Source organism: Nocardioides humi (genome assembly GCF_006494775.1).
In the GTDB taxonomy this organism is placed as follows: Bacteria; Actinomycetota; Actinomycetes; order Propionibacteriales; family Nocardioidaceae; genus Nocardioides; species Nocardioides humi.
This window is the reverse complement of sequence record NZ_CP041146.1, coordinates 359,647-379,168: the sequence shown is the minus strand read 5'-3', so window position 1 is coordinate 379,168 and position 19,522 is coordinate 359,647. Positions and strand designations below refer to the sequence as shown.

19 protein-coding genes are annotated in these 19,522 nt (G+C 72.5%); 10 read left to right on the top strand and 9 right to left on the bottom strand.

Going from position 1 to position 19,522, the window contains the following annotated elements; genetic code table 11:
* Positions 1–56: 56 nt before the first annotated feature.
* The 5 genes from rbfA to FIV44_RS01805 all read left to right on the top strand — a co-directional run bounded on the left by rbfA (position 57) and on the right by FIV44_RS01805 (position 4,387).
* On the top strand, positions 57–509 hold the full coding sequence (rbfA, locus tag FIV44_RS01825; RefSeq protein ID WP_141003009.1) for a 30S ribosome-binding factor RbfA: 453 nt from the start codon (positions 57–59) through the stop codon (positions 507–509).
* Positions 506–1,372, top strand: a complete 867-nt coding sequence (gene truB, locus FIV44_RS01820) for a tRNA pseudouridine(55) synthase TruB (RefSeq protein ID WP_219996244.1) — start codon at positions 506–508, stop codon at positions 1,370–1,372. Before rbfA ends, truB begins: the two co-directional genes overlap by 4 nt.
* 210 nt (positions 1,373–1,582) lie before the next feature.
* A complete protein-coding gene (locus FIV44_RS01815; protein WP_141003008.1) occupies positions 1,583–2,530 on the top strand; it encodes a bifunctional riboflavin kinase/FAD synthetase in 948 nt (315 codons plus the stop codon).
* 7 nt (positions 2,531–2,537) lie between these two features.
* Positions 2,538–3,443: a hypothetical protein gene (locus FIV44_RS01810; RefSeq protein ID WP_141003007.1), complete on the top strand. Its 906-nt coding sequence runs from the start codon at positions 2,538–2,540 to the stop codon at positions 3,441–3,443.
* Complete coding sequence (locus FIV44_RS01805; RefSeq protein WP_141003006.1) at positions 3,440–4,387, top strand: nucleoside hydrolase; 948 nt, start codon at positions 3,440–3,442, stop codon at positions 4,385–4,387. Before FIV44_RS01810 ends, FIV44_RS01805 begins: the two co-directional genes overlap by 4 nt.
* Before the next feature lie 16 nt (positions 4,388–4,403).
* Here the strand turns inward: FIV44_RS01805 and FIV44_RS30130 are convergent, their stop codons facing one another.
* From FIV44_RS30130 to FIV44_RS01785, 5 genes are read right to left on the bottom strand one after another with little or no spacing between them, the layout of a single operon-like run.
* Positions 4,404–4,817 (bottom strand): type II toxin-antitoxin system VapC family toxin, encoded by a 414-nt coding sequence (locus FIV44_RS30130; protein ID WP_181410928.1) that lies wholly within the window; start codon positions 4,815–4,817, stop codon positions 4,404–4,406.
* Positions 4,814–5,134 (bottom strand): ribbon-helix-helix protein, CopG family, encoded by a 321-nt coding sequence (locus FIV44_RS30125; protein ID WP_181410927.1) that lies wholly within the window; start codon positions 5,132–5,134, stop codon positions 4,814–4,816. Before FIV44_RS30125 ends, FIV44_RS30130 begins: the two co-directional genes overlap by 4 nt.
* A 29-nt stretch (positions 5,135–5,163) precedes the next feature.
* On the bottom strand, positions 5,164–5,409 hold the full coding sequence (locus tag FIV44_RS01795; RefSeq protein ID WP_141003004.1) for an HPr family phosphocarrier protein: 246 nt from the start codon (positions 5,407–5,409) through the stop codon (positions 5,164–5,166).
* Between the two features lie 47 nt (positions 5,410–5,456).
* Positions 5,457–6,410 carry a 1-phosphofructokinase family hexose kinase gene (locus tag FIV44_RS01790; RefSeq protein WP_246086761.1) on the bottom strand — a complete coding sequence of 318 codons (954 nt, stop codon included), beginning with the start codon at positions 6,408–6,410 and terminating at the stop codon, positions 5,457–5,459.
* Positions 6,407–7,174, bottom strand: coding sequence for a DeoR/GlpR family DNA-binding transcription regulator (locus tag FIV44_RS01785; protein WP_141003003.1), 768 nt, complete (start codon positions 7,172–7,174; stop codon positions 6,407–6,409). Before FIV44_RS01785 ends, FIV44_RS01790 begins: the two co-directional genes overlap by 4 nt.
* Positions 7,175–7,285: 111 nt before the next feature.
* On the opposite strand from FIV44_RS01785, the gene ptsP reads away from it, so the two are divergent.
* Positions 7,286–8,992, top strand: a complete 1,707-nt coding sequence (ptsP, locus tag FIV44_RS01780) for a phosphoenolpyruvate--protein phosphotransferase (RefSeq protein WP_141003002.1) — start codon at positions 7,286–7,288, stop codon at positions 8,990–8,992.
* Here ptsP and FIV44_RS01775 read toward each other — a convergent pair.
* Positions 8,976–10,034 (bottom strand): zinc-dependent dehydrogenase, encoded by a 1,059-nt coding sequence (locus FIV44_RS01775; RefSeq protein ID WP_141003001.1) that lies wholly within the window; start codon positions 10,032–10,034, stop codon positions 8,976–8,978. The two genes, ptsP and FIV44_RS01775, sit on opposite strands and share 17 nt — an antisense overlap.
* A 214-nt stretch (positions 10,035–10,248) precedes the next feature.
* On the opposite strand from FIV44_RS01775, the gene FIV44_RS01770 reads away from it, so the two are divergent.
* On the top strand, positions 10,249–12,231 hold the full coding sequence (locus FIV44_RS01770) for a PTS mannitol transporter subunit IICBA (RefSeq protein WP_246086760.1): 1,983 nt from the start codon (positions 10,249–10,251) through the stop codon (positions 12,229–12,231).
* Between the two features lie 6 nt (positions 12,232–12,237).
* Here FIV44_RS01770 and FIV44_RS01765 read toward each other — a convergent pair whose 3' ends face one another.
* Together FIV44_RS01765 and arfB are read right to left on the bottom strand one after the other, a co-directional pair.
* Complete coding sequence (locus FIV44_RS01765) at positions 12,238–12,984, bottom strand: MgtC/SapB family protein (RefSeq protein WP_141003000.1); 747 nt, start codon at positions 12,982–12,984, stop codon at positions 12,238–12,240.
* A 47-nt stretch (positions 12,985–13,031) separates the two neighbouring features.
* Positions 13,032–13,466 carry an alternative ribosome rescue aminoacyl-tRNA hydrolase ArfB gene (arfB, locus tag FIV44_RS01760; protein WP_141002999.1) on the bottom strand — a complete coding sequence of 145 codons (435 nt, stop codon included), beginning with the start codon at positions 13,464–13,466 and terminating at the stop codon, positions 13,032–13,034.
* A 132-nt stretch (positions 13,467–13,598) separates the two neighbouring features.
* Between arfB and rpsO the strand changes: the two genes are divergently transcribed.
* From rpsO to FIV44_RS01745, 3 genes are all read left to right on the top strand, one after another.
* Positions 13,599–13,874 (top strand): 30S ribosomal protein S15, encoded by a 276-nt coding sequence (gene rpsO / locus FIV44_RS01755; protein WP_036542197.1) that lies wholly within the window; start codon positions 13,599–13,601, stop codon positions 13,872–13,874.
* A gap of 191 nt (positions 13,875–14,065) precedes the next feature.
* Positions 14,066–16,303, top strand: coding sequence for a polyribonucleotide nucleotidyltransferase (locus FIV44_RS01750; protein ID WP_141002998.1), 2,238 nt, complete (start codon positions 14,066–14,068; stop codon positions 16,301–16,303).
* Positions 16,300–17,673, top strand: a complete 1,374-nt coding sequence (locus tag FIV44_RS01745; RefSeq protein WP_141002997.1) for a M16 family metallopeptidase — start codon at positions 16,300–16,302, stop codon at positions 17,671–17,673. Before FIV44_RS01750 ends, FIV44_RS01745 begins: the two co-directional genes overlap by 4 nt.
* Before the next feature lie 10 nt (positions 17,674–17,683).
* Here FIV44_RS01745 and FIV44_RS01740 read toward each other — a convergent pair whose 3' ends face one another.
* Positions 17,684–19,429 (bottom strand): BCCT family transporter, encoded by a 1,746-nt coding sequence (locus FIV44_RS01740; protein ID WP_141002996.1) that lies wholly within the window; start codon positions 19,427–19,429, stop codon positions 17,684–17,686.
* Positions 19,430–19,522 lie beyond the last annotated feature (93 nt).

Here is a 19,522-nt window from a genome sequence, read left to right as displayed (position 1 = left end):
GGACTGATTCCCGCGCACATTTGCGACGGGTCGGTGCAAAGAGAGGAAACTGACTCATGGCTTCGCCTCGCGTGCGCAAGATCGCCGACCGGATCCAGGTGATCGTCGCCGAGATGCTCGAGCGCCGGATCAAGGACCCGCGCCTCGGCTTCGTCACGGTGACCGAGGTCCGGCTCACCGGCGACGCGCAGAACGCCACCGTCTACTACACGGTCCTGGGCGAGGACGCCGACCAGCAGGCGAGCGCCACGGCGCTGGAGTCGGCCAAGGGCCTCCTGCGCTCCGAGGTCGGCAAGCAGCTCGGCATGCGGCACGTCCCCACCCTCGCGTTCGAGTTCGACGGCGTCCCCGAGACCGCCCGCCACCTCGACGAGGTGCTGGCCAAGGCCCGCGAGGCCGATGCCGCGGTCGCCGCGGCGCGGGCGGGCGCTCAGCCGGCCGGCGAGGCGGACCCGTACAAGAAGCCGCGCGCGATCGAGGCCGACGAAGAGGCCGAGGACACCGAGTGACCACAGGCGTGCCGTCGGGGCTCGTCGTCGTCGACAAGCCCGCCGGCATGACCTCCCACGCGGTCGTCTCCCGGGTACGCCGCGCGGTCGGCACCCGCAAGGTCGGCCACGCCGGCACCCTCGACCCGATGGCGACCGGCGTGCTGGTGCTGGGCGTCGAGCGGGCCACCCGGCTGCTCGGCCACCTGATGCTCACCGAGAAGGCGTACGACGCCACGGTGCGCCTCGGCGCGTCGACGACCACCGACGACGCGGAGGGTGAGCTGGTCGCCACCGCCGCGGCCGGGCACCTGGAGCCCGCGGCGGTCCTGGCGGCGTTCGAGCAGCAGGTCGGCGAGATCCGGCAGGTGCCGACCGCGGTCAGCGCGATCAAGGTCGACGGCAAGCGCGCCTACCAGCGCGTGCGCGACGGCGAGGAGGTCGAGCTCGAGGCCCGCCCGGTGACCGTCCACGAGCTGACCGTCCTCGACCAGCGGGTCGTGGGCGAGCTCCTCGACGTCGACATCCGGGTCCGCTGCTCCAGCGGCACCTACATCCGGGCGATCGCCCGCGACGTCGGCGCCGCGCTCGGCGTCGGCGGGCACCTGACGGCGCTGCGTCGTACCGCCGTCGGGCCGTTCACGCTCGACGGCGCCGTCACCGATCTCGACGAGGTGACGGTGACCCCGCTCGCCGAGGCGGCCCGGGCGAGCTTCCCGGCGCTCGACCTCGACGCCGAGCAGGCCCAGGCGGTGCGCTACGGCCGGCCGCTGCCGCTCGCCATCGACGCGCTCACCGGCGTGTTCGCCCCCGGAGGGGAGTTCCTCGCCCTCTACCGGCCCGAGGGCGGCGCCGCGCGCCCGGCGGCCGTCTTCGTCGGCTGAGGCTTGGGGGTCTGCCTCCCCACTCCCGCCTGCTGCGCGACATTTCGCATCCGATCTGGCTCCAAAGGATCGAAATAGCGGCGTCGCTCGACGTGCTGCGCAGATTTGGCCAGCATGCCGTCGCTCCGCCGCCTTGCCAGATCGGCGCGAAACGCCGCTCGCGACGGCGCGAGTGACGAGGCAGACCCCCGGTGTGGGAGAGTTGCGGCCGTGCGAGTGTGGCGTGACCTCTCCGACGTGCCCGGCGATCTCGGTCGCACGGTGGTGACGATCGGGAACTTCGACGGCATGCACCTGGGCCACCAGCACGTCGTACGACGAGCGCGCGAGGTCGCCGCCGAGGTCGGCGTCGAGCACGTGGTGGCGGTGACCTTCGACCCGCACCCGATCGCGGTGCTGCGCCCCGAGCACGCCCCGCCGACGATCACCACGATCGACGAGCGGCTGCGCCTGCTGGGCCACGCCGGCGTGGACGACGTGCTCGTGATCCCGTTCTCCCGCGACATCGCCGCCTGGACCCCGGGGGAGTTCATCGACCGGATCCTGCTCGACACGCTGCATGTCCGGGCGGTCGTGGTCGGGGCCAACTTCCGGTTCGGCAACCGGGCCGCGGGCGACTGCAACCTGCTGCGCGCGGCGGGGGCGGAGCACGACTTCGTCCTGGAGGAGGTCAGCCTCGACGGCGGGCCGCAGGTCTGGTCCTCGACCTACGTCCGGACCTGCCTGGCCGCGGGCGACGTCACGGGGGCCGCGGAGGCGCTGGGCCGGGTCTTCACCGTCACCGGCACCGTCGTGGAGGGCGACAAGCGCGGCCGGGAGCTCGGCTTCCCGACCGCCAACGTCCCGGTCCGACCCGGTGCCGCCGCGCCGGCCGACGGCGTCTACGCCGGGCGGTTCACCGTGCTCGACGGGCCCGACGCCGGCACGACGTACCCCGCCGCCATCAGCGTCGGCACCAACCCGACCTTCGCCGGGGAGCGCGAGCGCCGGGTCGAGTCGTACGTGCTCGACCGCACCGACCTGGAGCTCTACGGGCACGAGGTCGAGGTCGCCTTCGTCGAGCGGCTGCGCGGCATGGTGCGCTTCGACTCGATCGAGGACCTGCTGACCGCCATGGCCGGCGACGTCGACCGCACGCGGGCGATCCTCGCGGACTGAGCCGAGCGTGCCGACGCCGACGACCGACCGCGCCGCCGCCGAGCGGTGGTTCGTCGAGCACGGCCTGCCGTACTTCGTCGACGACTACCGCGCCGCCGTGGCGCGCGGCCTGCGCCGCTCGCGGCTGCTCCCGGTGCTCCTGGCCGCCCTCCTGCTCGCCGCCGTCGCCGGGGCGGTCGCCGGACCCTGGCTGGGGGCCGCGGCCGGACTGGGCGCCGCGCTGACGGCCTTCGGCGTCGCGCTCGCGGCGTACGCCGTCGCGACCCTGCGAGCCTGGCTGATCGTCGGCTGGGCGGTCCGGCGCACCCTCCGCTCGCTCGGCCTGATGCTGCCCCTGGTCACCCGGGCGCTGCCGCTGCTCCTGCTCTTCATCATCTTCCTGTTCATCAACGCCGAGGTCTGGCAGGTCGCGGCGAGCCTGGACGGCGGCGTGCTGTGGGTCGCGGTGCTGCTGTTCGCCGCGATCGCGGTCGGCTTCCTGCTCACCCGCCTGCCGGAGGAGCTCGACAGCGTCGACGACGAGGTGCGCGGCCTGGAGCGGGCCAACCTGGTGCTGGTCCTGCTCGTCGCGCAGGCGGTGCAGGTGCTGCTGCTCGCCCTCGCCGTGTTCGCGTTCTTCATCGTCTTCGGGCTGGTCGCGATGGCGCCCGAGGTCGTCAGCCAGTGGACGACCCACCCGCTGCACCCGCTGGACGGCCCGCTGGGCGAGCTGTTCGGCACCCGGCTCAGCCTCGAGCTGCTCCGGGTCTCCACCTTCCTCGCGGCGTTCAGCGGCCTCTACTTCACCGTCTACGCGGTCACCGACGAGCTGTACCGGCGGCAGTTCTTCTCGTCGGTGATCCACGAGCTCGAGCGCGCGGTGCGCGCCCGCGCCGCCTACCGGCTCCTGCGCGGCGACGAGGAGCCCGGATGACCGCGCGGCTGCCCGTGGTCCTCGACTGCGACACCGGCACCGACGACGCCGTCGCGATCCTGCTCGCGGCGCTGCACCCGCGCCTCGACCTGCTCGGCGTGACGACGGTGTGGGGCAACCACGACGTGCGGCACACCACCGACAACTCGCTGCGCGTGCTCGACCTGGTGGGCCGCGGCGGTGTCGGCGGTGTCGGCGTCCACCCGGGCCGCAACGAGCCGGTCCGGCCGCGCCTCGAGCCGCTCCCCAGCGGCCGGGACGACCTGCCGCCCACCCTCGACCTCCCGGCCCCCACCTCGGTCGCGGGCGCCGACGCGGTCGAGTGGCTGGTCGCCACGCTGCGCGCCGCCACCGAGCCGGTGGCGCTGGTCGCCACGGGTCCGCTCACCAACCTCGCCGCCGCGCTGGCCGCCGACCGGTCGATCACCGGATCGGTCGCCCGGCTGGTCGTGCTCGGCGGGGCGCACCGCGAGGCCGGCGTCACGCCGTACGCCGAGCGCAACGTGTGGTGCGACCCCGAGGCCGCCGCCGACGTCCTCGCCGCGCCCTTCCGCGACGTCCTGCTGGTGACCATGGACGCGACCTTCTCCGCCCCGCTCACGGCGGCCGACGCGGCCCGGCTCCGCGCGCTCGGCACGCCGGCGGCCACCGCCGCCGCGGCCTTCGTCGAGGCCCGGATCGACTGGTACCGCCGCGACCGGGCGATGGCCGCCGTCGGCGGCGCCCCGCTGCACGACCCGCTCGCGGTGGCCGCGCTGGTCGACCCCGGCCTGCTCACCACGCTGCGGGCCTCGGTGCGCGTCGAGCGCACCGACCCGGCGACGTACGGCGCGACCCGGTTCGCCGCGGAGGTCGACGAGGCGCGCGGGCGGCTGGCGGTCGCGGTCCGTGCCGACCATGACAGGTACCTCGACCTGCTCTGCGCCGCGTTGGCGCGGGTGTGAGCCGCTGCCTTCGGGCTCAGAGCCCCAGTTGGTCCGGTGCCACCGGAGTCAGGCCGGGCACGACCACGAAGTCGGCGTCGGTGGTGACGATCTCGGCGAAGCCGTGCTCCAGGGCGGTCGCGGCGTGGATGGCGTCGCGGCCCCGGATCGGAGTCGATTCGACCAGCCGGAGGGCGCGGTCCCAGATGACATGGTCGAAGTCGTGAGCCCGCGTGACGGTGGCGACCCTCTCTGCCTGCTGGAGTGCGAGCGACCGGGGACACCGGCGCATCCGGTGGTGGAGGAACTCCTGAAGCGCCTCCACGCTGACGTGGACCGCGACCTCGCCGGCTGCCGCGGCCTGGACCAGCGCCTGGGAGGGGAGCCTCCAGCGATGTGCTTCGCCGAAGCCGTAGAGCAGCACGGCGCTGTCGACGAAGACTCGCCTCACGACGCCGAAGCCTGTCGCCCCTCGGTCTCCAGCCGCTTCATCTCGCGTGACCAGTCGTTCTCGTAGTAGGCGTCCTCGTCGAATCCCTCGAACGGGGGCTCGTGCTCGCTCGCCTTCATCATCTCGAGCAGCTCGCGCGCCGCGGCTGCCCGGCGGGCGTCGGCCTCCTCGTCGGCGTACCGCGCGGTGATCGCCTCGCGCAGCACGGCGTTGACGCTGCGGCCGGTGCGGGCGGCCTCGTCGGCGACACGCTGATAGGTCTCCTGGTCGAGCAGGAGCTGGACCCGGCGGTCGAAGACGACATCGGGGCGTGACATGCACATACAGTAGCATGTGCATGTCCGGCTCAGTCCGCGTCGAGGTCCTGCTCGACGAGGGCGGCGATGGTGGCGACGGCGGTGTCGTCGTCGCCGGCGACCTCCACCGTGTCGCCGCACTTCGCGCCGAGGGTCATGATCATCAGCGACGAGCTGGCGTCGACGCCGTTGATGGTGACCGTTCCGGTGGCGGCCTCGGCCGCCTCGGCGATGATCGCGGCGGGACGGGCGTGCAGGCCGACGGACGAGCCGACGACGACGGACGTGCTGGGCATCCTCACTCCTGTCTGCAGACGGGGCGCCTGCGGGTGCTGCGTGGCGCTCAGGTGAGCGCCAGCTCGCGGAGGGCGACCTGCTCGGGGCGCAGGACGTCCAGTCCGGGGATCGTGGTGCCGGGGAGACCGGCCGCGGCGCTGCCGTAGGCCACCGCGAGGGCGAGTCGCTCGGGCGGCGGCAGCCCGCGCAGCTGGGCGAGCAGGTAGCCGAACAGCGTGCAGTCGCCGGCGCCCACGGTGCTGACGACCGTGGTGGGTGGTGGCGTGGCGTGCCAGGCGCCGTCGGCGTCGACGAGGACGGCGCCGTGGCCGCCCAGGGTGGCCAGGACCGCGCCGACGCCCCGGTCGAGCAGGGTGCGGGCCGCCGCCGCGGTCGCGGTGGGGCTCGCCTCGAGGTCCGCAGCGGAGGCGCCGGTGACCGAGGCCAGCTCCTCGGCGTTCGGCTTCATCAGGTCCGGCGCGGCGCCGGGGAGGGCCGCGACGAGGGCGGCCAGCGGCGCGTCGCTGGTGTCGACGGCCACCCGGGTCATGCCGCGCAGCCGGGGCACCAGGGCGGCGTAGAAGTCGACGCCGACGCCGGGTGGCAGGGAGCCTGCCAGCACCGTCCAGTCGCCGCCCTCGGCGTGCCGGACGAGGGTGGCGGCCAGGTCGTCGGCGTGCTCGGCGTCGACGGCGGCGCCGGGCTCGTTGAGCTTGGTGGTCGTGCCGTCGGGCTCGGTCAGGGTCAGGTTGACCCGGATGGCGCCCGCGGGGGAGGAGGTCCGGCAGTCGATGCCGGCCGCGGTCAGCTCGTGGACGAAGGGGTCGTCGGCCCGGGCGGGCAGCACGGCGAGGGTGTCGAGGCCCGCGGCGACGGCGGCGCGGGAGATGTTGACGCCCTTGCCGCCGGCCTGCGAGGTCATCGCCTCGATCCGGGACACGGTGCCACGCTCCAGCGGACCCGGCAGCGCGACCGTCTGGTCGAAGCTCGGGTTGGCGGTGAGCGTGACGATCCGGCTCACGCCCGGATCACCTCGAGGCCGGCGTCGAGGAAGGCCCGCTCGTCGGCGTCGGCGATGGCGTCGTCGGTGACCAGGACGTCGACGTCGGCGAGGTCGGCGAAGCTGACCATCCGCTCCTGGCCCACCTTGGCGGCGTCGGTGAGGACCACCACCCGGTCGGCGCTCGCCACGAGCGCGCGCTTGGTCGCGGCCTCCTCGGGGTCGGGCGTGGAGAGGCCGTGCCGGACGGTGATGCCGTTGGTGCCGAGGAAGGCCACGTCGGCGCGAAAGTGGCCGACGGCCTCGACCGTCGCGTGGCCGACCGCGGCCTGGGTGGCCGTGCGGACCCGCCCCGGCAGCAGGTGCAGCTCGACATGGGGGAGCGGGGCGAGCATCGCCGCGATCGGCGTCGCGTGGGTGATCACGGTCCAGTGCTCGCCGGCGGGCAGCAGGGAGGCGAACCGGGCGGTGGTGGTGCCGGCGTCGAGCAGCAGGGTGCCGCCGCCCTCCGGGAGCAGGGCGACGGCGGCGCGCGCGATCCGCTCCTTCTGCTCCTCGTTGGCGTGGTCCCGGTCGTCCAGGCGCGGCTCGAGCATGGTCACCGAGCGGGTGGAGACGGCGCCGCCGTGCACCCGGCGCAGCAGCTTGAGCCGCTCCAGCTGGGACAGGTCGCGGCGCACGGTCTCGGTGGTCACGTCGAAGTGGCCGGCGAGCTCGGTCACCGAGACCCGGCCCCGCTGGGCGACCAGCTCGGCGATCGACTGGTGCCGCTCCTCGGCGTACATGCGTGCTCCTCACCTCGATCGGTGCCGACCGGCATCCGATCGCATCTGTGATTATGTTGTTTTAGACCCGAATGTGTTGACTGTCAAGCGAGGGTGGCCTTGAATGTGGCCATGGTCACCCCCACATTGTCCGCCGTCGAGGGCACGCCCCTCCACGGCACGCCGGTCGTCCCCGGAGTCGCCTACGGGCCTGTGGTCCAGGTCGCGCAGGAGGTCTCGGCCGCGGCCATCGAGAAGTACGCCGCCGTCCGGGCGCCGGACGCCGACCATGCGCTCGAGGAGTACGACGCCGCGTCGGCCGCCGTCGCCGACGGCTTCGCGGCCAAGGCGGCCCGGGCCAGCGGCGCCGCGGCCGCCGTGCTGACGGCCAGCGCGGGCCTGGCGCGCGACAAGGGGCTGCGCCAGGCCGTCGCCACGCGGCTGGGCTCCGGGGAGTCGCTGCTCGCCGCCGTCCACGACGGCATCGCGCAGTTCGTCGACGTCTTCACCGCCATGGGCGGCCTGATGGCCGAGCGGGCCACCGACCTGCGCGACATCGAGCGCCGCCTGGTGGCCCGGCTCGTCGGCGAGCCCGAGCCCGGTGTCGTCGGGTTCGAGGAGCCGTCGGTGCTCGTGGCGGCCGACCTCGCCCCCGCCGACGCCGCCGGCCTCGACCCCGAGCAGGTGCTCGGCCTGGTCACCGAGCGCGGCGGCGCCACCAGCCACACCGCGATCATCGCGCGCCAGCTGGGGATCCCGTGCGTCGTCGGGGTCGCCGGCGCGACCGCCCTGCCGAGCGGACTCGCCGTCCTGGTCGACGCGGCCGCCGGGCTGGTCGACCCGACCGTCGACGCCGGGGACGCCGGTGCCCGGGTCGCCGCCGACCGGGAGGCCAGGGCGGCGATCGAGCAGTGGACCGGGCCGGCCACCACCACCGACGGCGTCCGGGTGAAGCTGCTCGCCAACGTCGGCGACGCCGAGTCCGCCCGCGCGGCGGCCGCCGCGCCGGTCGAGGGCGTCGGCCTGTTCCGCACCGAGCTGTGCTTCCTGGACCGCCGCGACGAGCCGTCGGTCGACGAGCAGGCGGCGCTGTACGCCGACGCGCTGCGGCCGTTCGCCGCGGACGGCCGGCCGGTCGTCGTACGCACCCTCGACGCCGGCTCCGACAAGCCGATCGCGTTCGCGACCCTCGACGAGGAGGAGAACCCCGCGCTGGGGGTGCGCGGCCTGCGCCTGGCCGAGCACAATCCCGCGCTGCTCGAGCGCCAGCTGGACGGGATCGCCGCCGCGGCGAGGGAGACCGGCGCCGAGACCTGGGTGATGGCGCCCATGGTCGCGACCGTCGCCGAGGCCGCCGGGTTCGCCGCCCAGGTGCGCGAGCGCGGGCTCCGGGCGGGCGTGATGATCGAGGTGCCCAGCGCCGCGATCCTCGCCGAGCGGCTGCTCGCCGAGGTCGACTTCCTCTCGATCGGCACCAACGACCTGACCCAGTACGTCATGGCGGCCGACCGGCTGGCCTCGGACCTCGCCCACCTCACCGATCCCTGGCAGCCGGCGGTGCTGCAGCTGGTCGCCGCGACCGCGGCGGCCGGCCGCGCGGCCGGCAAGCCGGTCGGCGTCTGCGGTGAGGCCGCGGCCGACCCGCTGCTGGCGGTCGCCCTCATCGGCATGGGCATCACCTCGCTGTCGATGGCGCCGGCGGCGGTGCGGCCCGTGGGCGCCCAGCTCTCCGCGGTGTCCTTCGCCGCCTGCGAGGAGGCGGCCCGGGTCGCCATGGGTGCCGCCGACCCGGCCGCCGGCCGTCAGGCGGTCCGGGACGTGGTCACGGCTCGACGGTGACCTTGATCGCCTCGCCGTTCTGCACGATGGAGAAGGCGTCCATCACCTCGGTGAGCGGGATGTGCCGGGTGATCAGGTCCTTGACCGGCACCTGACCGGTCGAGATGTACTCCAGCGCCCGCTTGTTGTGCTCGGGCGCGGAGCCGTTGGCGCCGTGGATGTGCAGCTGGCGGTAGTGCACGACGTTGGAGTCGCAGGTGATGGTCGGGTTCGTCTTGGGCAGGCCGCCGAAGAAGGAGATCCGGCCGTTGCGGGCGGCCATCGCGATGGCCTGCTCCTGGGTGACGTTGGCGGCGGTGGCGGTGATGACGACGTCGGCGCCGCGCCCGCCGGTCAGCTCCATGACCCGCTCGACGACGTCGACCTGGCCGGCGTCGATGACCTCGTCGGGGGCGACCGCCTCCGCGGACATCTTCAGCCGCTCGGCGTTGACGTCGACCAGGTAGACCGGGCCGGCCCGGTGGACGCCGCGGGCGATCCGGATGTGCATGCAGCCGATCGGGCCGGCGCCGAAGACGACGACGGTGTCGCCCTCCTCGATGCCGAGCAGCTCCTGGGCGTTGATGGCGCAGGCGAAGGGCTCGGCGGCCGACGCCTCGTCGTACCCCACGTTGTCGGGGATCCGGTTGAGGCCGTCGACCTTGAGCACCTGGCGGGGGACGATCATGTACTCGGCGAACCCGCCGTCGTACTGGTAGCCGACCGAGGTCTGGTTCTGGCACACCGCCATCCAGCCCTTGCGGCACTCGTGGCACTCGCCGCACGGGACGGCCGCGATGACCTGGGCGCGGTCGCCGACCTTCCAGTCGGAGCCGTACGTCGCGTTCACGCCGTCGCCGACCTCCACGACCTCGCCGGCGATCTCGTGCCCGATGGTGCGCGGCGGGGTGAGGTTCTGGTGGCCGTTGTGGAGGATCTTCACGTCGGTGCCGCAGGTCGAGCAGTTGCGCACGCGCAGCTTGACCTCGTCCGGGCCGCACACCGGCTCGGGCACCTCCTCGAGACGGAGGTCCTCGGGGGCGTAGAAGCGCAGTGCCAGCATGACGACGGTGTCCTTTCGCAGGGGCGGTCACGGCGACGCTAGTCCGCCCTGGAGCAAAAGACCACATTCTCGGACGTGAATTTGTGCCCGAATGCTTGGCAACGTGCCCGATTATGTGCAAACTGGACCTCAGGAGACGTGATGCACGTCACTCGACGAGAGGAACCCAGATGGCTTCGACGGCCACGGCCCCCGCGGGGGCGCCCGCGTTCGGGTGCAGCAGTTCGGCACCTTCCTGTCCAACATGGTGCTGCCCAACATCGGTGCGTTCATCGCCTGGGGCCTGATCACCGCGCTCTTCATCCAGACCGGGTGGATCACCCTCGTGGGCGACAAGATCTTCGGCTACGCGCCGGGTCTCGAGCCGGGTCAGTACGACTACGGCTTCGTGTCGAGCCTCGGCGGCTGGGACGCCGACGGCGGCGGCATCGTCGGGCCGATGATCACGTATCTGCTGCCCATCCTCATCGGCTACACGGGCGGCCGGATGGCGTACGGCGGCGACAACGCGCGCGGCGGCGTCGTCGGCGCGATCGCCACCATGGGCGCGGTCACCGGTGCCGACGTGCCGATGTTCCTCGGCGCGATGATCATGGGCCCGCTGGGCGGGTACACGATGCGCCGCCTCGACGCGCTGTGGAGCCACCGGATCCGGCCCGGCTTCGAGATGCTGGTCAACAACTTCTCCGCCGGCATCTGGGGCATGATCCTGGCGATCTTCGGCTTCGCCGTCGCCGGTCCGTTCGTCAAGGGCTTCTCCAACGGGGCGGAGAGCGTCGTCGACTTCCTCGTCGAGCACGACCTGCTGCCGCTCACCTCGATCTTCGTCGAGCCCGCCAAGGTCCTCTTCCTCAACAACGCGATCAACCACGGCGTCTTCACCCCGCTCGGCACCTCGCAGGCGGTCGAGGACGGCAAGTCCATCCTGTTCCTCATCGAGGCCAACCCCGGACCCGGCCTGGGTCTGCTGCTGGCCTTCATGTTCTTCGGCAAGGGCATGGCGAAGGCGTCGGCCTCCGGCGCCGCCGTCATCCACTTCCTCGGCGGCATCCACGAGATCTACTTCCCGTACGTGCTGATGAAGCCGCGTCTCATCCTCGCCCTCATGGCCGGAGGCATGACGGGCGTCGCGACCAACCTGGTCTTCGACTCCGGGCTGCGGGCGCCGGCCGCGCCCGGCTCGATCATCGCCGTCTGGCTGCAGGCGCCGGCCGACAGCCTGCTCGGGGTCACCTGCTCGGTGGTCTTCGCCGCGGGGGTCACCTTCCTCGTCGCCGCCTTCCTGCTCAAGACCGAGCGGTCCGCCGACGAGGGCGACCTCTCCGACGCGACGGCGTCCATGGAGTCGATGAAGGGCAAGAGGTCCCTGGCCTCCTCCGTGCTCGGGGGCGGCCGGACCAGCGGGATCTCGTCGATCGTCTTCGCCTGCGACGCCGGCATGGGCTCCTCCGCCATGGGCGCGTCGGTGCTGCGCCGCAAGATCCAGGCCGCCGGCTTCCCGGACGTCACGGTCGTCAACAAGGCGATCTCGGGCCTCGACGACGTCTACGACCTCGTCGTGTCCCACCAGGACCTCACCGAGCGGGCGCGGCGTCGTACCCCGTCGGCGGTGCACGTGTCGGTGGACAACTTCATGGGCAGCCCGCGCTACGACGAGATCGTCGAGCTGCTCCGCGAGTCGTCCGGTGGGCCGGGCTCCACGGAGGCGGCCGGTGGTCCGGCGGCAAGGGCGGCAACGGCGGCACCGTCGGCGCCGGCGGCGACAGGTGGGGTGCTGTCGCCGGCGTCGATCGTGCTCGGCGGGACCGCGACCGGGCGGGAGGCCGCGATCGACGAGGCCGGGCGGCTGCTGGTCGCCACCGGCGCGGTCGACCCCGGCTACGTCGAGGCCATGCACGAGCGCGAGACCTCGGTCTCCACGCACATGGGCAACGGCCTGGCGATCCCGCACGGCACCAACGAGGCCAAGGGCCTGATCCGGTCCAGCGCCCTCTCCTTCGTCCGGTACGACGAGCCGATCGACTGGAACGGCAAGCCGACCGAGTTCGTGATCGGCATCGCCGGCGCGGGCGACGACCACCTGGCCCTGCTCTCCCGGATCGCGGAGACCTTCGTCGACGCCGAGGCGGTGGCCCGGCTGCGGGCGGCGCGCACGGCGGAGGACGTCCTGGTGGTGCTCGAGGGGGTCGGCGTCTGAGCGCCGTCAGTCGTCCTCGGTGTCGCCGGCGTCGATCTGGACCACGCCGTCGAGCTCGCCGAGCACCGCTGCCGCGTCGGTCGCGCCGGGACCGAGGATGGTGAGGGTGACCGTCACCATCCTCGTCCCGGTGGCCTGCGCCGTGTCCCGTCCGGGCTCGCCGGGCTCGCTGTAGCCGGCGATCGACATGGACTGCACCCTCCAGGCGTGGGCGGTGCAGGCGGCCAGCAGCTCTCGCAGGACCCCGCGATTGTCCAGGTAGGTCACGGTGTAGCTGCGTTCGGCGTGCCCACGGCTGGCGACGAAGCGGCCGAGTGGCGTGTAGGCCAGCACGATCACGAAGTGGAGTCCGGTGACGACCAGCGCCAGGATCGGAAGGCCCGCACCGGCGGCCATCCCGATGGCGGCGGCCTCCCAGACCGATGCGGCGGTGGTCAGGCCGCGGATGGCGCCCCGGCGCGTGATGATCAGCCCGGCTCCCAGGAATCCGATCCCGGACACGATCTGGGCGGCCACGCGGGACGGGTCCAGGACGACCGACTCCCGGCCGAGGACGTCGTCGAAGCCGTACTTGCCGACCAGCAGGATGAGAGCCGATGCGGTGCCCACGATGCTCTGGGTGCGCAGGCCGGCGCTCTTGCCCCGGAACTGCCGCTCCAGCCCGATGATCGACGTCAGAGCGAAGGCGAGGGACAGATCGCCGACCTGGCGCCATCCCTGCCCACCGGTTGCTGCGACCTCAGCGATGCTCATCGATCGATTGTGCCTCCGGTCGCTCTCGGCCACATCCGCGTGGTCGCCTACCGGTCGTCGACGCGGCCGCGCAGCTCCTTGGCGCGGCCGCGTCGGCGCTTGGCGTCGAGCCGGCGCTCCTTCGAGCCTCGGGTCGGCTTCGTCGCCCGGCGCTGTGGTGGCGGCGGAGCGAGCAGCTCGCGCACCCGGGCGGCCAGTCGCTCCCGCGCGGCGACCCGGTTGCGGTGCTGGGAGCGGTGCTCGTGGGCCACGACCGTGATCGGCCCGCCGGCCCGGCCGAGCAGGCGCGTGCGCTGCGCGTCGGTCAGCGCCGTCGAGGCGGCGGGATCCCAGACCAGCTCGACCCGGCTGTCGGTGGTGTTGACCGACTGCCCGCCGGGCCCGGGGGAGCGGGAGAACCGCTCGACCAGCTCGCCGTCCGGGATGACCAGGCCCTCCGGCAGGCCGGGTCCGGGAGCGACGGTCAGGTCCACGGAGCGCATCGTCGCACAGCGATTCGGTCCGGAGTGATCCCCGCTGTTAGCCTTGTGCGGTTGCCGTCAGAACGGCCGCGGACCAAGAGAGCTCCAGGATTTCAGGCTGGGGCGCCGCGCAACGAGTGAACAGGGAGTCCCATGGCAGTCGGTACCGACGCTGAGACCAAGAAGAAGATCATCGCCGAGTACGCCACGACCGAGGGCGACACCGGTTCGCCCGAGGTGCAGATCGCGTTGCTCAGCCACCGCATCAGCCACCTGACCGAGCACCTCAAGCAGCACAAGCACGACCACCACAGCCGTCGTGGCCTGCTCCTGCTCGTCGGCCAGCGCCGCCGTCTTCTCAACTACCTGAAGAAGACCGAGATCGAGCGCTACCGCTCCATCGTCGAGCGCTTGGGCCTTCGTCGCTGATCTCGCCGCTCGGCGGAGCGTCCCCGGCGTTGCGGCCGCACGCGCCGAGCGACGGGATAGTGTCGTGAACGGGCGACCCTCCGGGGTCGCCCGTTCTGCATTTCGCCGCGTTGGTCGTTACGCTGACCGGTGACAACCAAGTCCATTCCCGCGGGGCAGCGTGCCCCGCACGTACGAATAAGAGAAGACAGTTGACTGAACCCGTCATCTCCGAGGTCGAGACCGTTCTCGACAACGGCAAGTTCGGCACCCGCAAGATCAAGTTCGAGACGGGCCTCCTGGCCCGGCAGGCCGCCGGATCGGTGACCGCCTACCTCGACGACGACACCATGCTGCTCTCGGCCACCACCGCCGGCAAGCACCCCAAGGACCACTTCGACTTCTTCCCGCTCACGATCGACGTCGAGGAGCGGATGTACGCCGCGGGCCGGATCCCCGGCTCGTTCTTCCGCTCCGAGGGCCGCCCGGGCGAGGACGCGATCCTCACCTGCCGCCTGATCGACCGGCCGCTGCGCCCGACCTTCAAGAAGGGCCTGCGCAACGAGGTGCAGGTCGTCATCACCGTGATGGCGCTCAACCCCGACACGCCGTACGACGTGCTCGCGATCAACGCCGCGTCGCTGTCCACCCAGCTCTCCGGCCTGCCGTTCAGCGGACCGGTCGGCGCCACCCGCGTCGCCCTCATCGACGGCCAGTGGGTCGCCTTCCCGACCCACAGCCAGCTGGAGAAGGCCGTCTTCGACATGGTCGTCGCCGGCCGGGTCACCGAGACCGGCGACGTCGCGATCATGATGGTCGAGGCCGAGGCCACCGAGGAGACCATCGAGCTGGTCCGCGGCGGTGCCCAGGCGCCGACCGAGGAGGTCGTGGCCGGTGGTCTCGAGGCCGCCAAGCCGTTCATCAAGCAGCTGGTCGAGGCCCAGGTCGAGCTGGCCAACGTGGCCGCCAAGCCGGTCCAGGAGTTCCCGGTCTTCCTCGACTACGAGGACGACGTCTACGCCGCCGTCGAGGCCGCGGTCAAGGACGACCTGACCGGCGCGATGACCATCGGCGACAAGCAGGAGCGCGAGGCGCGCACCGACGAGCTCAAGGCCGGCCTGCTGGAGAAGCTCACCGGCCAGTTCGAGGGTCGCGAGAAGGAGATCGGAGCGGCCTTCCGCTCGGTCAACAAGCAGGTCGTGCGCGAGCGCATCCTGCGCGACAAGGTCCGCATCGACGGTCGCGGCCTGGCCGACATCCGGCCGCTGCACGCCGAGGTCGACGTGGTCCCGCGGGTGCACGGCTCGGCGCTGTTCGAGCGCGGCGAGACCCAGATCCTGGGCGTCACCACCCTCGACATGCTCAAGATGGAGCAGCAGATCGACACGCTGTCGCCGGAGACCCACCGGCGCTACATGCACAAGTACATCTTCCCGCCGTTCTCGACCGGCGAGACCGGCCGCGTCGGCTCGCCGAAGCGCCGCGAGGTCGGCCACGGCGCGCTCGCCCGCCGGGCGCTGCTGCCGGTGCTCCCCGACCGTGAGGAGTTCCCGTACGCCATCCGCCAGCTCTCCGAGGCGATGGGCTCCAACGGCTCCACCTCGATGGGCTCGGTCTGCGCCTCGACCCTGTCGCTGCTGCAGGCCGGCGTGCCGCTGAAGGCGCCGGTCGCGGGCATCGCCATGGGCCTGGTGTCCGGCGAGATCGACGGCAAGACGGAGTACGTCGCGCTCACCGACATCCTCGGCGCGGAGGACGCGTTCGGCGACATGGACTTCAAGGTCGCCGGCACCAAGGAGTTCGTCACCGCGCTCCAGCTCGACACCAAGCTCGACGGCATCCCGGCCGAGGTCCTCGCGCAGGCCCTCACCCAGGCCCGCGACGCCCGCCTGACGATCCTCGAGGTCATGGGCGAGGCCATCGACGCTCCCGAGGAGATGTCGATCCACGCGCCCCGGATCATCACCGTCAAGGTGCCCGTCGACAAGATCGGCGAGGTCATCGGGCCCAAGGGCAAGGTCATCAACCAGCTGCAGGACGACACCGGCGCCTCGATCTCCATCGAGGACGACGGCACCGTCTACATCGGCGCGACCAACGGTGAGGCCGCCGAGGCCGCCCGTGCGGCGATCAACGCGATCGCCAACCCGACGATGCCGGAGGTCGGCGAGCGCTACCTCGGCACCGTCGTGAAGACGACCAACTTCGGCGCGTTCATCGCGCTGCTGCCCGGCAAGGACGGCCTGCTGCACATCAGCAAGCTGCGCTCTCTCGCCGGCGGCAAGCGCGTCGAGAACGTCGAGGACGTCGTCTCGGTCGGGCAGAAGCTGCAGGTCGAGATCGCCGAGATCGACGACCGCGGCAAGCTCTCGCTCATCCCCGTGGTCGAGGAGGCCGAGGGCGCTGAGGGCGGCGAGGCCGCCGAGGGCGAGGAGTCGGACTCCGAGTGAGCACGGCCCGCTCCACGACGGCCGGTCAGCGCTCCGCTGGCCGGCCGTCGGCCGTCTCCCGTGCCGGTGCCTCGACCCGCACGCTCGAGACCGTCCGCGACCCCTCCGGCCAGGTGACCTCGCTGGTACGGCGTACCCGGCTGCCGTCCGGGCTGCGGATCGTCACCGAGCAGATGGCCGGCGCCCGGTCCGCGTCGATCGGTGTCTGGGTCGGGGTCGGCTCCCGCGACGAGCGGGCCAGCACGCACGGCGCCTCGCACTTCCTCGAGCACCTGCTCTTCAAGGGCACCACCGAGCGCTCCGCGCTCGACATCTCCATCGAGCTCGACGCCGTGGGCGGGGAGTTCAACGCGTTCACCGCGAAGGAGTACACCTGCTTCCACGCCCGGGTGCTCTCCGGCGACCTGCCCCTGGCCGTCGACGTCCTCGGCGACATGATCACCGGCTCCGTCATCGCCACCCACGACGTCGACGCCGAGCGGGACGTGATCCTCGACGAGATCGCCATGCACGACGACGACCCCGACGACGTCGTGCAGAACCTGCTCGCGGCGCTCACCTGGGGCGAGGACTCCGCGCTCGGGCGCCCGATCGCCGGCACCACCGGCTCGATCGAGGCGATGACCCCGGCGCAGATCAAGCGCTTCTACCGGCGGCACTACGCGCCGGCCAACACCGTGGTCTCGGTCGCCGGCGCGCTCGACCACGCGGCCGTCGTACGAGCGGTGAAGAGGGCGTTCGGCCGCCACGGCTGGCTCGAGGGCACCGCCGCCCCCACGCCCTCCCGTACGACGACCGCCCGGCGCCGCCCGAGGGTGGCCGCGGCCGCCGGGCAGGTGGACCGGCCCTTCGAGCAGGTCAACCTGGTCGTCGGCCGCGAGGGCCTGACCCGTGACGACGACCGGCGCTACGCCCTCGGGGTGCTCAACACCGCCCTGGGCGGCGGGACGTCGAGCCGGCTCTTCCAGGAGGTCCGCGAGCAGCGCGGGCTGGCCTACTCCGTCTACTCCTTCGCCAGCCACTACGCCGACTCCGGCCTCGTCGGCGTGGCGGTGGGCTGCCTGCCCGACCGCGCCGACGAGGTGCTGCACGTCGTCCGCGAGCAGCTCGACCTGATCGCCGACGAGGGGATCACGGCCGACGAGCTCGCCCGCGGCAAGGGACAGCTGGTCGGCGGGATGATCCTGGGCCTGGAGGACTCCGGCTCGCGGATGATGCGCCTGGGCAAGAACGAGCTCGTCAACGGCGAGGTGCTCGGCATCGACGAGGTGATCGCGCGGATCGAGGCGGTCACGCTCGACGACGTCCGCGACGTCGCTGCCGCGGTCTTCGGCCGGCCCGAGCTGCTCGCCCTCGTCGGGCCGGCCTAGCGACGTAACGTCAGCGCGGGAAAGCGTCCTCGGGCTCCGGGTCCACCGGCTCGATCGCGAGCGCGAAGTCGTCGCCGTGCTCGGTCACGCCGGTGATGACGGCCTGCTCGACCGCCTCCTCGCCGTACCGGCGGCGCACGACCATCGGGTCGTTGCGCAGCTCGCGGACGAGGGAGGCCGCGAGGCCGACCATGATCAGCACGAACGGCAGCGCCGCGACGATGGTGATCGTCTGGAGGCCCTCGAGGGCGTCGGTGCCGCCGGCCAGCAGCATCACCGCCGCCACGGCGCCGGTCGCGACGCCCCAGAAGATCACCACGGGACGGCGCGGCTCGGTGGTGCCGCGCTCGGACAGGCTGCCCATCACGATCGAGGCGGCGTCGGCGCCGGAGACGAAGAAGATCGCGACCAGGACCATCACCAGGATGCTGGCGAGCGTCGCGAGGGGGAGGGCGTCGAGGGTGCCGAAGAGCTGCGCCTCCAGCCCGCCGGCGCCGGCGATGTCGGTGCCGCTCTCCTGCAGGTCGATGGCGGTGCCGCCGAGGATGCAGAACCACAGCACGCTCACGACGCTCGGCACGAGCAGTACGCCGGTGACGAACTGGCGGATGGTGCGCCCGCGCGAGATGCGCGCGATGAACATGCCGACGAAGGGCGTCCACGAGAGCCACCAGGCCCAGTAGAAGACGGTCCAGCCGCTCAGCCAGGCCTCGGTGTCGGCGCCCTCGGCGCCGGTGCGGGCGGCCATCATGGCCAGGTCCTGCGCGTAGCTGCCGAGCGAGGTGGGGACCAGGTTGAGGATGAACACGGTCGGCCCGACGACGAACAGGAACAGCGCGAGCACGAGGGCCAGCACCATGTTGATATTGGACAGCCACTGGATGCCCTTGGCCACGCCGGAGACCGCCGAGAGCACGAAGGCGACGGTCAGCACGGTGATGATCACGACGAGGGCGCCGTTGCCGAGCGGGCCGATGTCGCCGACGATCTCGAGCCCGCTGCTGATCTGCAGCGCGCCCAGGCCGAGGGAGGTGGCCGAGCCGAACAGCGTCGCGAAGATCGCGAACATGTCGATCACCCGGCCGGCGCCGCCGGAGGCCCGCTTGCCGAGCAGCGGCGCGAACGCCGCGGAGATGAGCTGGACCCGGCCCTTGCGGTAGACGCCGTACGCGATCGCGAGGCCGACGACGGCGTAGATCGCCCACGGGTGCAGCGTCCAGTGGAACATCGTCGTCGCCATCGCGGTCTGCGCGGCGGTGTCGCCGCCGTCCGTGCCCGGCGGCGGGGTGACGAAGTGTGAGAGCGGCTCGCTGACGCCGTAGAACATCAGGCCGATGCCCATGCCGGCGCTGAACATCATCGCGATCCACGACGTCGTCCGGAACTCCGGCTCCTCGTCGTCGCGGCCCAGCGGGATCGTGCCGTACTTGCTCACCGCCAGCCAGATCACGAACACCACGAAGCCGCTGGAGGTCAGCACGAACAGCCAGCCGGTGTTCTGCATGACCCAGTCCAGGGCGTGGCCCGAGGCGGTGCTGAGCGAGGACGTGCTCACCAGCCCCCAGACGACGAAGGCGATGCTCACCGCGCCGGCGATGCCGAACACGATCGGGTCCAGGCCGCGGCGGGTGGGCTCGTCCACCTCGACCGCCTGGTCCAGCGCCGGATGGGGTACGACGTCCGCGGCCGGCGTCGTCAGCGCCTCGGCCAGCCCGGTGGCGCGCGGATGCTCGGTCCTGCTGGTGGTGTCGGTCACGTCTCTCCAGGGTCTCGCGGGTCAGGACGCATGTCCGTTCCCGGCGGTTCCCGGAGGCGCGGCCCCGACGCGACGGCGCGGTGCGTCACCGAG

Excerpts from the sequence above, each read along its gene's own strand:
- FIV44_RS01765 (WP_141003000.1), bottom strand. The coding sequence starts at position 12,984 with ATGAGCATCGCTGAGGTCGCAGCAACCGGTGGGCAGGGATGGCGCCAG.
- arfB (WP_141002999.1), bottom strand. The coding sequence starts at position 13,466 with ATGCGCTCCGTGGACCTGACCGTCGCTCCCGGACCCGGCCTGCCGGAG.
- FIV44_RS01795 (WP_141003004.1), bottom strand. The coding sequence starts at position 5,409 with ATGCCCAGCACGTCCGTCGTCGTCGGCTCGTCCGTCGGCCTGCACGCC.
- ptsP (WP_141003002.1), top strand. The coding sequence starts at position 7,286 with ATGGTCACCCCCACATTGTCCGCCGTCGAGGGCACGCCCCTCCACGGC.
- FIV44_RS01785 (WP_141003003.1), bottom strand. The coding sequence starts at position 7,174 with ATGTACGCCGAGGAGCGGCACCAGTCGATCGCCGAGCTGGTCGCCCAG.
- FIV44_RS01805 (WP_141003006.1), top strand. The coding sequence starts at position 3,440 with ATGACCGCGCGGCTGCCCGTGGTCCTCGACTGCGACACCGGCACCGAC.
- FIV44_RS30125 (WP_181410927.1), bottom strand. The coding sequence starts at position 5,134 with ATGTCACGCCCCGATGTCGTCTTCGACCGCCGGGTCCAGCTCCTGCTC.
- rpsO (WP_036542197.1), top strand. The coding sequence starts at position 13,599 with ATGGCAGTCGGTACCGACGCTGAGACCAAGAAGAAGATCATCGCCGAG.
- rbfA (WP_141003009.1), top strand. The coding sequence starts at position 57 with ATGGCTTCGCCTCGCGTGCGCAAGATCGCCGACCGGATCCAGGTGATC.
- FIV44_RS01775 (WP_141003001.1), bottom strand. The coding sequence starts at position 10,034 with ATGCTGGCACTGCGCTTCTACGCCCCCGAGGACCTCCGTCTCGAGGAG.